Source organism: Castellaniella sp. (assembly GCF_034007085.1).
In the GTDB taxonomy this organism is placed as follows: domain Bacteria; phylum Pseudomonadota; class Gammaproteobacteria; order Burkholderiales; family Burkholderiaceae_B; genus Castellaniella.
The window spans coordinates 1-13,651 of record NZ_JAVERO010000053.1; the positions used below are offsets into that span (position 1 = coordinate 1).

The 13,651-nt window shown below is 63.6% G+C and carries 12 protein-coding genes and 1 pseudogene; 1 reads left to right on the forward strand and 12 read right to left on the reverse strand.

Going from position 1 to position 13,651, the window contains the following annotated elements; all coding sequences use genetic code 11:
• On the forward strand, positions 1–357 hold a 357-nt coding region (locus tag RBR29_RS06550), incomplete at its 5' end, for a helix-turn-helix domain-containing protein (RefSeq protein WP_320348162.1).
• Between the two features lie 55 nt (positions 358–412).
• Here the strand turns inward: RBR29_RS06550 and rpoD are convergent.
• The 12 genes and pseudogenes from rpoD to RBR29_RS06610 all read right to left on the reverse strand — a co-directional run.
• Positions 413–2,761 carry an RNA polymerase sigma factor RpoD gene (gene rpoD, locus RBR29_RS06555; RefSeq protein ID WP_320348163.1) on the reverse strand — a complete coding sequence of 783 codons (2,349 nt, stop codon included), beginning with the start codon at positions 2,759–2,761 and terminating at the stop codon, positions 413–415.
• A gap of 174 nt (positions 2,762–2,935) precedes the next feature.
• Positions 2,936–4,903 carry a DNA primase gene (gene dnaG, locus RBR29_RS06560; protein ID WP_320348164.1) on the reverse strand — a complete coding sequence of 656 codons (1,968 nt, stop codon included), beginning with the start codon at positions 4,901–4,903 and terminating at the stop codon, positions 2,936–2,938.
• Positions 4,904–5,116, reverse strand: a complete 213-nt coding sequence (rpsU, locus tag RBR29_RS06565) for a 30S ribosomal protein S21 (protein WP_043681943.1) — start codon at positions 5,114–5,116, stop codon at positions 4,904–4,906.
• 193 nt (positions 5,117–5,309) lie between these two features.
• Complete coding sequence (locus tag RBR29_RS06570) at positions 5,310–5,873, reverse strand: phosphoribosyltransferase (protein ID WP_320348165.1); 564 nt, start codon at positions 5,871–5,873, stop codon at positions 5,310–5,312.
• Between the two features lie 83 nt (positions 5,874–5,956).
• A complete protein-coding gene (locus RBR29_RS06575) occupies positions 5,957–7,252 on the reverse strand; it encodes an adenylosuccinate synthase (RefSeq protein WP_320348166.1) in 1,296 nt (431 codons plus the stop codon).
• 80 nt (positions 7,253–7,332) lie between these two features.
• The gene (locus RBR29_RS06580) at positions 7,333–8,502 is read right to left on the reverse strand and encodes an ATP phosphoribosyltransferase regulatory subunit (RefSeq protein WP_320348172.1); all 1,170 of its coding nucleotides are present in this window, start codon (positions 8,500–8,502) and stop codon (positions 7,333–7,335) included.
• 20 nt (positions 8,503–8,522) lie between these two features.
• A complete protein-coding gene (hflC, locus tag RBR29_RS06585) occupies positions 8,523–9,410 on the reverse strand; it encodes a protease modulator HflC (protein WP_320348167.1) in 888 nt (295 codons plus the stop codon).
• Positions 9,411–9,419: 9 nt separating this feature from the next.
• Positions 9,420–10,736, reverse strand: a complete 1,317-nt coding sequence (hflK, locus tag RBR29_RS06590) for an FtsH protease activity modulator HflK (RefSeq protein WP_320348168.1) — start codon at positions 10,734–10,736, stop codon at positions 9,420–9,422.
• Positions 10,705–11,811 (reverse strand): GTPase HflX, encoded by a 1,107-nt coding sequence (gene hflX / locus RBR29_RS06595; protein ID WP_320348169.1) that lies wholly within the window; start codon positions 11,809–11,811, stop codon positions 10,705–10,707. The genes hflK and hflX overlap by 32 nt, the downstream gene beginning before the upstream one ends.
• 90 nt (positions 11,812–11,901) lie before the next feature.
• Positions 11,902–12,138 carry an RNA chaperone Hfq gene (hfq, locus tag RBR29_RS06600; RefSeq protein WP_320348170.1) on the reverse strand — a complete coding sequence of 79 codons (237 nt, stop codon included), beginning with the start codon at positions 12,136–12,138 and terminating at the stop codon, positions 11,902–11,904.
• 83 nt (positions 12,139–12,221) lie between these two features.
• Positions 12,222–13,298: a histidinol-phosphate transaminase gene (hisC, locus tag RBR29_RS06605; RefSeq protein ID WP_320348171.1), complete on the reverse strand. Its 1,077-nt coding sequence runs from the start codon at positions 13,296–13,298 to the stop codon at positions 12,222–12,224.
• Positions 13,295–13,651, reverse strand: a pseudogene (locus RBR29_RS06610) (ribosome biogenesis GTPase Der); the annotation flags it as partial. The pseudogene RBR29_RS06610 and the gene hisC, both read right to left, overlap by 4 nt.

The window sequence follows — 13,651 nt, forward strand, 5'->3', positions numbered from 1 at the left end:
GGCCACGACTGGCCAGGCAACTACCGGGAACTGTTCAGCGTGCTGCGCCGGCTGCGCTGCCAGTATCCCGGAAACGCCCCCGTCCTGGCCGGCAACCTGCCTGGGGACATCACGCCATCCGACACACAGCCAAATGGCGCCGGGCCGCTTGCCCACGCCCCGACGGCATCATCCAGCGCACCCAGAACAAGCCCCAAGCTGCGCGCGCTGGAACGCCAGGCCATCGAGCAGGCCATGCATGCATCCCAGGGCAATATCAGTCATGCCGCACGCCGCCTGGGCATTCACCGCAGCACGCTGTACCGCAAGCTGAAAATGACGGCAGTCCGCAACGGCGTACCACAGGACACAAAATGAAAGGGGCTGCCCGCAGGCAGCCCCTTTCGGCGGGCATCGATGCAATCGCCCCGGATCACTGCCCTTCGAGGAAGGACTTCAGCTTGTCCGCGCGGCTGGGGTGACGCAGCTTGCGCAAGGCCTTGGCTTCGATCTGGCGGATGCGTTCGCGGGTCACGTCGAACTGCTTGCCGACTTCTTCCAGGGTCTGGTCGGTGCTCATTTCGATGCCGAAGCGCATGCGCAGGACCTTGGCCTCGCGCGGGGTGAGCGAATCCAGGACTTCCTTGACGACATCGCGCATGGAACCATGCAGCGCCGAATCCGACGGCGACACCGTGCCCGTGTCCTCGATGAAGTCGCCCAGGTGGGAATCGTCGTCATCGCCGATGGGAGTTTCCATCGAGATCGGTTCCTTGGCGATCTTCAGGATCTTGCGAACCTTGTCTTCCGGCATGTCCATCTTTTGCGCCAGGGTCGCGGGATCGGGCTCGGCGCCGGTTTCCTGCAGGATCTGGCGGTTGATCCGGTTCATCTTGTTGATCGTCTCGATCATGTGCACCGGGATGCGAATGGTGCGCGCCTGATCGGCGATCGAACGGGTGATGGCCTGGCGGATCCACCACGTGGCGTAGGTGGAAAATTTATAGCCGCGCCGGTATTCGAATTTGTCCACGGCTTTCATCAAGCCGATGTTGCCTTCCTGGATCAGATCCAGGAACTGCAAACCGCGATTGGTGTATTTCTTGGCGATGGAAATCACCAGACGCAGATTGGCCTCGGTCATTTCGCGCTTGGCCTTGCGGGCCTTGGCTTCGCCGGTGGCCATGCGCTTGTTGACGTCCTTGAGGTCTTTGAGGGGCAGCACCACGTTGCGCTGCAGTTCGATCAGTTTCTGCTGGACTTCCTGGATCGCCGGAGCATAACGCGCCAGGGTCTCGGAATAGTCGTGCCCAGCAGCGACTTCTGCGTCCACCCAGTCCAGATTGGTTTCGTTGCCAGGAAAGGTCTTGATGAAATGATTGCGCGGCATGCCGGCACGGGTCACACAGATCGCCATGGCCGCGCGTTCCTGGGCGCGGACTTCGGCGACCTGGGCGCGCAGCGCATCGGCCAGGCGTTCGACCATCTTGGCAGTGAATCGTACCCCCATCAGCTGTCCGTGGATGGCCTCCCGCGCCTGAACGTAGGCGGCCGAGCGGTAGCCCTCGGATTCGAAAGCCACGCGCATCCGGTCGAACCAGACCTCGACTTCGTCGAATACCTTGAGCGCCTTGGTGCGCAGGTATTCAAGCTGCTTGCTGCTCATGCCACCGGCCGGACCATCGTCCTCGTCCGAGGTCACCCCCGAACCGGCGTAGTCCTCGCCTTCTTCGTCGACCAGGCCATCGACGATTTCGTCGATTTGCGCGGAACCGTCACGCACACGGCGCACGTGTTCCAGGATTTCATTGACCGTGGTCGGACACGCCGCGATGGCCATGACCATGTGCTTGAGGCCGTCCTCGATGCGCTTGGCGATCTCGATCTCGCCCTCGCGGGTCAGCAGTTCGACCGTACCCATTTCGCGCATGTACATGCGCACCGGATCGGTGGTGCGGCCGAAATCCGAATCCACGGTGGTCAGAGCGGCCTCGGCCTCGTCTTCGACGTCGTCGTCACTGGCGGCCGTGGGCACGTTATCGCTCATCAGCAGGGTCTCGGCATCCGGAGCCTGATCGTAGACCGAGATCCCCATGTCGCTGAACGTACTGATGATGCCGTCAATGGCCTCGGCGTCGACCAGATCGTCGGGCAAATGATCGTTGATTTCACCGTAGGTCAGGTAGCCGCGATCCTTGCCGAGCTTGATCAGGATCTTCAGGCGATTGCGGCGGGCTTCTTGTTCCTCGGGCGTCATCTGGCTGCGAGACGGGCTGTCCTTTTCGCCCTTGGCACGCTTGCCGCCGCGTTTGGGCAATGGCTTGAGATCGGGAATGACCTCGCCGTCCTCGACATCGTCGTCCACGTAATCGCCACCGTCATTGCCGGCATTCTTGGCCGGACGGCCAGGCTTGCGTCCCGAAGGCGCAGCCTTGGGCGCACGCGGCTTTTCTGCAGCGGCCTTCTTCGCCGCCTTTTTGGCCGCAGCCGGCTTGTCAGCCGATGCTTTCTTGGCGGCCGCAGCCGGTTTGTCAGCGGATGCTTTCTTGACAGCCGCAGCCGGCTTGTCAGCGGATGCTTTCTTGACAGCCGCAGCCGGCTTGTCAGCCGATGCCTTCTTGGCGGCCGTCTTGCGAGCGGTCTTTTTCGCCGCGACGGCCTCGGGCACCGCAGCCACCCTGGCCGACTTCACCTCGGCTTCGGGCGCGACGCCTTCGGCCTTGGTTTTTTTGGCAGTCGTTTTTTTGGCGGCCGCAGAGGCCTTGCCAGTTCCTTGGGTCATGTGTGGATTCCGTAAGGGTGGAGCGCAGGTTGTCCCACGATACGCGACAACTTATTGAAAACCATATAGTTTACTGCATCCAGCAGGTCGTGGCACCCCCCACAGCGCCACGCCCCTGCCGCACGCCTCGCACAAGGCCGGGCCTTGGCGGATGCGACACGATCTGGCCCAGCATCATCGCGCCTTCAGCCGGGCCAGGCGGCGGCTGAGTTCCTGATAGCGGCGGCGGTCTTCTTCCGTCGCCAGCCCGGATTCGATCAAACGATCGCACTGTTCCTGCACCGTCTGTCGTTCGATGAGCCGCAACGCATCATCCCATTCGGCCTGCGGGTCGGGCAGATCCCCTGCCAGCAGTTCGGAGGACAGATCCTGGATCGCCCGTGCGAGGTCGGACTCTGGATCGGCCGCCTGCAGCAGCGCTCCCGCGTGTGTGGCACCGCATGTGCTGGCCAGACCGATCAATTGCCTGACGAGACCCAGATGGGGATGATGGGACAATAATTCAAGCTGCTGATCCCCCAGCCCCGCGACCAGCGCCGGATGTGCCAACAGCAGCCGCAACAAGCGCCGCGCCATGGGGGTGACCTGACGCGACCCACCGCCCCGGCGCGAGCGCCGCCCTGCACTCCGAGGAGCCTGCGGCGGCGTTCCGTCCAGCCAGGGTGGCAGGCCGTTCGGGTCCGTTCCCGGATCCCCGCCCTCTGTCCATGGGCTTGCGCCCGATGCCTCTGGGCGGCCAGCCACCGAGCGATCAGATCGCGCGACAGCAGCCATGCCGCCGCCCGACGAACCACCCTGCGGGGCTGGATGTTCCAGCCCCCGGGATACCCCCGGATTCCCGGGGGCTGGACTCGCGGCTGCCAGCAACTGAGCCAGTTCCTCGGGCGTCAGGCGAACGCGATGCGCAAATTCGCGTTCCAGCTGCAGGCGAAATCCACCTTCGGGCATCTGTGCGAACAGCGGCCGGGCCTCATGCACGCAAGCGGCCCGGCCCTCGGCTTCTTCCAGATTATGGCGCTGCGCCAGTTCATCGAGTATGAAACGCGACAACGGCAGGGCCTCGTCCAGGCAGGCACGCAGCGCCTGAACACCATGGGCCCGCACGTAGGAATCCGGATCATGCCCCTCTGGCAGGAACAGGAAACGCATCGAGACGTCTTCGGCCACCCAGGGCAGGCAGGCCTGCAAGGCCCGCCAGGCCGCCTTGCGTCCGGCACGATCGCCATCGAAACTGAAGACGATGCGATCACTGGCGCGGCGCAGCTTGCGCAGATGTTCTGGCGTCGTGGACGTCCCCAGTGTGGCCACGGCATTGTTCAGGCCATACTGGGCCAGGGCCACCACATCCATGTAGCCCTCGACCACCAGGACGCAGCCTTCGGCACGGATGCCGGCACGCGCCTCGTGCAGCCCATAGAGTTCGTTGCCTTTGGAAAACAGACTGGTTTCCGGGGAATTCAGGTACTTGGGCTCGCCCGGTTCGATCAGGCGACCGCCAAATCCAACCAGCTGACCTCGCTGGTTGCGGATCGGGAACATGACCCGGCTGCGGAACCGATCATGGCGGCGGCCATCGTCGGACTCGATCACCAGCCCCGATTCCAGCAGCGCAGGATCCTCGTAGTGCGTAAAGACCGCCGCCAGCCCACGCCGTTCGCGGCCAGCCCAACCCAGGCCGAAACGCGCGGCAATCTCGCCGCTCAGGCCCCGGCGCTTGAGATATTCAATGGCCTCCGGCGCCTGTTTCAGGGCGGCGCGATAATGCGTCTGGGCCTGCTCCAGGATGTGGTGCTGACGCAGGCCCTCGTCCCGGCGTTCGCGATCGGCACGGCGCTGGCGAGGGCTGCGGACATCTTCCGGCACCGTCATGCCGACGCTGGCGGCAAGGCTGCGCACAGCCTCTGGAAACGAGGCCCCGGTATGCTCGGTCAGGAAGCGCAACGCCGTGCCATGCGCGCCGCAGCCGAAGCAATGATAGAACTGCTTGGTCGGGCTGACGGTGAACGACGGCGTTTTTTCATTGTGAAAGGGGCACAAACCCAGCAGGTTTGCGCCCCCTTTGCGCAGCTTGACGTACCGGCCGACAACGTCGACGATATCAACGCGCGCGAGCAGTTCCTGGATGAAGGAATCAGGAATCAATCAATAGAGTCGCGGCGGCAGTTGTTGGCTGCGGATGCGCTTATAGTGGCGCTTGACGGCGGCTGCGCGCTTGCGTTTGCGTTCGGCAGTGGGCTTTTCATAAAACTCGCGCGAACGCAGCTCGGTCAGAAGGCCGGTCTTTTCGATGGTGCGCTTGAAGCGCCGCAGGGCAGCCTCGAAGGGCTCGTTTTCTTTGAGGCGGACAATCGGCATGTAAATCCTTGATAGCCTGTCAGGTGCGTGAACGCCAAAGCCAAAGAGCGGTGCGCCCACGGTGAAGTTAAAGGAAAATTTCTGATTAGACGAAAGATTCTAACATGAATCGGATGGCATGACTATCACCATGATATCGCCGAAACCATGGGACGAGGCCACCGACCACCCGTCATCCGCTTTGAATCCGGGGTCACGACTGCCCATCCGGATACGCCGTGCGCACCCCCTTGCGGATCCAGGCTTCCAGCTGATGCGGCCGCAGGCTGTCGTAGTCCTCGAAGGGTTGATGAATCCAGGGATTGGTCGGCAGATGTTCGACATGGTAGTCGGGCCGCACCTGCGAATGCCCCTTGACCCACAGCACCGCCGTACGCAGCTCGGTGATGCCAGGAAACTGCTTGAGCAGATGATCACGCACCCGGGTAAACGTCAGGCCTGTGTCCACCATGTCGTCAACCAGCAGGACTCGGCCATCCAGTGTGCCGCGCGTGATGGTGATGAACTGGGCAATGTCAAGCTGCCCCTGGACCGTGCCCGCCGCCTCGCGATAACTGCTGGTCGCCAGGATCCCCAGCGGCAGATCGTAAATGCGTGACAACACATCACCCACCCGCACCCCGCCGCGCGCCAGACAGAGAATCTTGTCGAAGACCCAGCCCGACTCATGGACCTGCAAGGCCAGGCGTTCGATCAGACCGTGGTACTGCTCCCAACTGACCCAGAGGTCGCGTTCGGTGCTCGGCGGCATGCTCATCGGTGTTTCCCCCGTTCGTATGAAAATCTCTGGCTGATCAAAAAACCGCAAGCGAACTTGCGGTTTTGTTTTTGTCCGGCGTATCAGCCCTGGAGAGGGTGACGCAAGACGATGGTTTCGAGCCGATCGGGACCGGTCGAGACCATGTCGATCGGCACATCGCAGACCTCGGCGATGCGTTCGAGGTAGCGGCGCGCATTGACGGGCAGCTTGTCGTATTCGGTGATGCCCACCGTGGATTCCGACCACCCGGCCATTTCTTCGAGCACGGGTTCGGCTTCGGCAGCGGCATGGGCGCCATAGGGCAGCACATCCAGGAATTTGCCCTTGTAGCGGTAGCCCACACCGATCTTGAGCTGTTCGACGCCGTCGAGCACGTCCAGTTTGGTGATGCACAGCCCCGTCAAACCGTTGATCATGACCGAACGTTTCATGGCCGCGCCGTCGAACCAGCCGCAACGACGCGGACGCCCCGTGACTGAGCCGAATTCCTTGCCTACCGTGGCCAGGCGCAGCCCGGTATCATCCAGCAATTCGGTCGGGAACGGCCCCGAACCGACCCGCGTGGTGTAGGCCTTGGCGATGCCCAGGACGTAGTCCAGGGCTTGGGGCCCGACGCCCGAACCCGCCGCAGCCGCGCCCGCCACGCAATTGCTGCTGGTCACGAAGGGATAGGTGCCGTGGTCGATGTCCAGCAGCGTGCCCTGCGCGCCTTCGAAAAGCAGGGTGTGGCCGGCTCGGCGCGCAATGTGCAGATTGCTGGACACATCGGCCACCATGGGTTCGAGTTGCGCGGCCTGGGCCATGACCAGGTCGCGCACCTGGGCGGCTTCTACCGGTTTTGCATCCAGGTAACGCGTCAGCACGAAATTGTGATAGTCCAGGACTTCGGCAAGCTTTTCGTCGAACACGGCCGGATCGTACAAATCCTGGACGCGCAAGGCGCGGCGCGCGACCTTGTCCTCGTAGGCGGGACCGATGCCCCGCCCCGTCGTACCGATCTTGCCCTCGCCCTTGCGGGCCTCGCGGGCCTGATCCAGGGCCACGTGGTACGGCAGAATCAAGGGGCAGGCGGCAGAAATCTGCAAGCGCGAGCGCACATCCAGCCCGGCGGCTTCCAGTTCGCCAATTTCGGCCAGCAGGGCCTCGGGCGACAGCACCACGCCGTTGCCGATGTAGCAAGTGACGTGCGGATGCATGATGCCCGACGGGATCAAGCGCAAAATGGTCTTGCGGCCATTGATCCACAGGGTATGGCCAGCATTGTGACCACCCTGGAAACGCACGACGCCCTGGGCCGATTCAGCCAGCCAGTCGACGATCTTGCCTTTGCCTTCATCACCCCACTGGGTGCCGATCACGACGATGTTCTTGCTCATAAGTCTGTCAAAAAGCGACGAAATGCCGCCATGGGAAACGGGTTAGTGTATACCATCGACGCGGGTACGCGGCACAGCCTTCAGGCTGTGCCATCCAGCGGCCGCAGCGCCCAGCCGTCGCCAGTGGCGGCCAATTCCTGATCCACGAAGAATTCGTCCGGGCATTGGGGTTCGCCCGGCAAGGACTGGATCACGACACGCCCCTGGTCACGCAGTTCGCGAATGGCCTGCGCCAGGGCAGGATCGTCGGACCAGGGCGCGCGAATGGCCCGCACTGGCTGCGCATCGGGCAGGCCTGCAGACAGCTTGCGCAGGTCCAGGCTGAATCCGGTCGCCGGACGAGCACGGCCGAATTTTCGGCCAATGCCATCATAACGCCCGCCCCGCACCAGGGCATCGTGCCAGCCCGCCGCGTAGATGGCAAACATCACACCGGAATGATAGCCATAGCCCCCGCCCATGTCCGCCAGATCCAGCGCGATCGGAGCATCCGGCAGCGCGGCGCACAAGGTCCGCAGACCATCCAGCGCGGCCCGCAAGGCCGGCAAGTCGGGCAGGCGCGCCCGGGCCTGATCCAGCACGGACAAATCGCCATACAGGGCCGTCAGGACACACAGCGCATCCAGCGTGTCGGCCCGCGCGCCAGATTCGGCGCACAGGGCCTCCAGGCCGGGCACGTCCTTGGCGCTGAGCAAGTCGAAGACCTTGTCGGCCGCCTCGGCCAGAGCCGGGTCGGCATCCACCAGCGCCCGCCCCACCCCGGGATGGTTCAGATCCAGGCGCGGCTGGCGCACGCCGGCCCGGCGGACGGATTCCAGCGCCAGGCGGATGGATTCGAGATCAGCCTGCACCCCCGCATGACCGAAGATTTCCGCGCCGATCTGCAGCAGTTCCCGGTCCGACAGCAGGCCCGCCGCCCGCGCATGCACGACCGGTCCGCAATAGCACAGCCGGGTCACGCCTTCGCGGTTGAGCAGATGGGCATCGATGCGCGAGACCTGGATGGTGATGTCGGCGCGCACCCCCATGGTCAGGCCCGAGAGTTGATCCACCAGCTTGCAGGTCCGCAGACGCAGGGCCTCGTCGTCAGCCGGCATCAGGGAATCGAGATATTCCACCATGGGCGGCGCGACCAGCTCGAAACCATAGGTCCGGTACAGGTCCAGCAATTCGCGGCGCAATTCCTCGATGCGGCGCGCCTCGGCGGGCAGGACGTCCGACAGATTTTCCGGCAACAGCCAGCTTGACATCATGGTCTGTCGATCCTCGTTCAACGCGCAGCGGGCTTGGCGCCCCGGACGCGATCCCAGAAGCGGAAGAAATCCGAATCCGGGCTCAGGACCAGCGTGCCGTTGCGGTCGGCAAAGGCCGATCGGTAGGCTTCGAGGCTTTTGTAGAAGCTGTAGAACTCGGGGTCCTGGCCGTAGGATTTGGCATAGATGGCAGCCGCCGTGGCGTCGCCTTCGCCGCGCTTGGCCTGGGATTCGGCATAGGCCTTGGCCAGGATTTCCTGGCGCTTGCGATCGGCTTCGGCACGGATGCGTTCACTGTCAGCCGCCCCACTGGCTCGCAGGCGATTGGCTTCCTGTTTGCGTTCGGCTTCCATGCGCCGGTAGACGGATTCGGAGATCTCGGGGGCAAAATCGATCCGACGCAGGCGCACATCGACCACGTCCACCCCCAAGGGCTGGGCGCGGCGCGCCACCGCAGTCTGGATTTCCTTCATGATGGTGTCGCGGTCGGTTGAGACGACCTGCTTGACGGTGCGCACGTTGACGGCCGCGTTCAGGGCGTCGCGGATCTGCGCCTGGAGGCGCTCGACGGCAGCATTGCTGTTGGCCCCGAAGGTGACGTAATACTGCCGTGGATCGGCGATGCGCCATTTGACGAACGAATCGATCAGCAGATTTTTCTTTTCGGCGGTCTGGATGCGTTCAGGGTCACGCGTTTCGATGGTCTGCAGCCGTTTGTCCAGGTAGACGACATTTTCGAAGGGCGGCGGGAACTTGAAATACAAGCCCGGCTTGGTGATGGTCTCGCGGACTTCACCCAGGGCAAACAGCAGCGCGGAATCGCGCTCGCGCACCACGAACATGCACGAGGACAGCACCGCAACCAGCACGACCAGGCCGACCAGGGCAGGAAAAAAGCGTTGCATCTTGGGCTCCTAGTTCGAATACGGGCTGGTCATCAGGCTGTCCAGGCCGGCCGGCACGCCGCGCTGCGGCACGCGGCTGGGACCCGATTGGCCCTGGGCAGCCTGGGCGGCCCCGGCAGCAGCCGATGCCGACCCGCCCGCAGCCCCGCTGTCGTGCGAACCCGATGACGCCGCGCCGCCGGCTTCGCGCGCGGCCTGGCCCATGATCTTGTCCAGCGGCAGGTAAAGCATATTGTTGCCCACCGAGGCATCGACCATGACCTTGGCGCTGTCGCTCAGGATGTCCTGCATGGTTTCCAGATACAAGCGTTCACGCGTGACGCCAGGCGCCTTGGCATATTCGGCGGCAATACTGTCGAACCGCGAGGTGTCGCCCTGCGCCTGGCCGATGACCCGGGCGCTGTAGCCCTCGGATTCCTGGATCATGCGGGCTGCCTGGCCCTCGGCTTCGGGGACGATCTTGCTGGCGTAGGCATTGCCCTCGTTGATCTGGCGTTCACGATCCTGCCCAGCCTTGACGGCGTCATCGAAAGCCGCCTGGACCTGCTCGGGCGGCTGGACGTTCTGGATGGCGACCGTGGCGATCTGAATCCCGGTCCGGTAGCGGTCCAGAATGGACTGCGCCAGGGAATGGACCTCGGACGCGACCTCGGTACGACCGGAATACAGGACGAAATCCATGGGTTTGCGTCCGACGATCTCGCGCATGGCGGTCTCGGCTGCCTGACGCACGGATTCATCTGGCTGGCTGGTATTGAACAGATAGGCAGGCGCGCCGTCGGGCAACAGCCGGTACTGCACCACGAACTGCACATCAACGATGTTCTCGTCGTTGGTCAGCATCAGTGATTCGGACAGAACCTTGTTGCGTGCCGAACCACGGAAACCCACCTCGAACGTGCGCAACTGGGCGATATTGACGGACTGCGCGGCCTCGATGGGATAAGGCAGGCGCCATTGCAGACCGGGATTGAGCGTCTTGACGTACTGCCCGAACCGGGTGACGACGGCCACCTGGCCTTCCTGGACGATCAGAAAGCCGCTGGCCAGCCACAGCAGCACCGCTGCCACGACCAGCAACAGCACGAAGCGGGGAGAAGGGCCCGGCAGGGGCGGCAGGCCGCCACCCGACGGCGAGCGGGGGCCGCGCCCACCCGGGCGACGGCCAAACAGGCCATTCAGGCGCTTGCTGAAATCGCGCCAGACCTCGTCCAGGTCCGGGGGCCCGGCAGACGGGTCGGGTTTGCCGCGCGGATCATCGTTCTGGTTCTGGTTGCCCCGCCCCCAGCCCGGATCATTCAGGTTGAACAGTTTCATCAAACGCATTGTTTCCCGTAGGCTCCCCACCAAATTCAACGATCGACTGCCGCAAGCCGTCCAGCCCGCTGCGTTGCAGGGCGCTGACAAAGACTCGCGCAATCGTACCATGTTCGTTTCGCTCGACCCGGGGTTCATATCCAGCCACGTCGATTTTGTTGTAGACCAGGATCTGCGGGATTTCGTCGGCCTGAATATCGTGCAGGACCTGATTGACCGCCATGGCCTGCTCGTCGCGCTGCGGGCTGGATGCATCGATCACATGCAGCAGCAGGTCGGCATGCACGGTTTCTTCCAGAGTGGCCCGGAAGGCGGCAATCAGCATGGGCGGCAGGGAACGGATGAAACCCACGGTATCGGACACGACGACCTGGCCGGCGCCTTCGATCCAGACGCGACGGGTCGTCGTGTCCAGCGTGGCAAAAAGCTGGTCGGCCGCATAGGCATCGGCACGGGTCAATGCATTGAACAAGGTGGATTTGCCTGCATTGGTATAGCCGACCAGGGACACCGACAGGGTCTTGCCACGCACCCGGGCGCGGCGCTGGGTCAGGCGCTGGCGCTGGACACGGTTCAGGCGTTCTTTCAGGGCCCGCACGCGCAGGCCGATCAGGCGCCGGTCGGTTTCCAGCTGTGATTCACCAGGGCCACGCACGCCGATGCCGCCGCGCTGGCGTTCCAGGTGGGTCCACATCCGGGTCAGGCGGGTGGACAGGTGCTGCAACTGGGCCAGTTCGACCTGCAGTTTACCTTCGTGGCTCTTGGCGCGCAGCGCGAAGATGTCCAGAATCAGCGCCACCCGGTCCACGACGCGGACTTCGAAGTGGCGTTCCAGATTGCGCTGCTGAGCCGGGGTCAGCGCCTGATCGAAGAGCACGACCTGCGCCCCGGTCGCCTTGACCAGGGCAGCGGCCTCTTCGATCTTGCCCGAACCAATGAACCCCGCCGCATCCGGCCGACTGCGCCGGGCGGTAAGGACTTCGACGATGTCGGCCCCGGCCCCGCTGGCCAGCATGAGAAATTCCTCGGCGTGGGCCTGATAGTCGGGTTCGCCCAGATCCACACTGATGACCAGTGATTTCATGATGCCCACATCGCGGCCTGCACGCCGTCCACAAAACGAATGCCCGCCTGTGCAACGCACACGGCGGGCGGACAGGCAGGCAGCGGCCGCTTATTCAGCAGAGCCATCCACCTGGAATGAAACGGGGCGGGCAGGCACGACGGTGGAAATAGCGTGCTTGTAAACCATCTGGGTGACCGTGTTGCGCAGCAGCACCACGTATTGGTCGAAGGATTCTACCTGACCCTGCAGCTTGATCCCATTGACCAGATAGATCGAGACGGGCACATGGTCCTTGCGCAAGGCATTCAGGAACGGGTCTTGGAGAATTTGCCCTTTGTTGCTCATGGACGAGACTCCGGTTATTGAAGTTATGGTGGAGGATCTATTTTAATGCGTTTGAATATTGCTGCATTGCAGCGCTGTCAGACCTAGGCTGACAATAACACACGCAACGCGGTGCACAGGCGCGCGCACTGTTCCGGCGTGCCTACCGTGATGCGCAGATGCTGATCGATGCGCGGGATGCGAAAATGCCGCACCAGGATACCGGTCTGGCGCAGACCGGCGGCGATCTCGGCCGCATCGTGGCCCGGATGGCGGGCAAAGACAAAATTGGCCTGCGAAGGCAGCACCTGGAACCCCAGGCCGCGCAGATCCTGCACCAGCTGTTCGCGGGCATCGATCACAGCGCGCCGGGTATGATCGAACCAGGTTTCATCCTGGATCGAGGCCTGCGCACCTGCCAGGGCCACGCGATCCAGCGGATAGGAATTGAAGCTGTCCTTCAAGCGCACCAGCCCAGCGATCAGGTCGGCGCGCCCCAGAGCATAACCCACCCGCAGGCCCGCCAGAGAACGGGACTTGGACAAGGTGTGAACCGCCAGCACGTTGGGATATTCCCCGATCAACGCAGCAGCGGATTCGGCACCGAAATCCACATAGGCTTCATCCACGACCACCGCACTGTCGGGGCGCGCCCGCGCGATGGCGGCGATCTCGTCCAGCGACAGGGCCAGGCCAGTCGGGGCGTTCGGATTGGCAAAGATGATTCCGGCCGGCTCCGGATCGGCCGGCCCGGTGTAATCCGCCACCCGCAAGGCGAAATCCCCGTCCAGCGGAATCAAGCGGTGCGGCACGTCATACAGGCGGCAGTAGGTCTTGTAGAAACTGTAGGTCACGTCGGGTAGCCACAGCGGCCGCCCCCCCCGCAGGAACAGCGCATTGAACACATGCGCCAGAATCTCGTCGGACCCATTGCCCAGAAAGACCTGATCAGGCGCCAGACCATAGCGGTCCGCAATCGTACGACGCAGGTCCAGCGCCTGGTAATCGGGATACAAGCGCAGTTCATCCGACAGGGCAGCACGCATCGCCTCGATCGCCCGGGGCGATGGACCATACGGATTTTCGTTGGTATTCAGTTTCAGCAGGTTCGGAATGCGGGCCTGTTCCCCCGGCACGTAAGGCACCAGGCCGGCAATGTGATCGCTCCAGAGCGTGCTCACGACTCATCCTTCAGGTAGGGGTTATGCGAGGACTTGAATTCCACCGACAGCGGCGTGCCGGCCAGTTTGAAGGCGTCGCGGAATTGGCCTTCCAGGTAGCGGCGATAGGAATCGGGCACTGCGTCCAGGGCATTGCCGTGGATGATGATGCGCGGAGGATTCTGCCCGCCCTGGTGGGCATAGCGCATCTTGGGGCGGAAAATGCCCTTGCGCGGTGGCGGCTGCTGTTCCACGGCCGCCCTCAGGGTGCGGGTGAGTTTCGGCGTGGACAGCTTCGCAAAGGCGGCGGCATGCGCGGCATCCACGGCCTTGAGCACGGGACCGACCCCCTGCCCCTTCAGGGCCGATAGGTG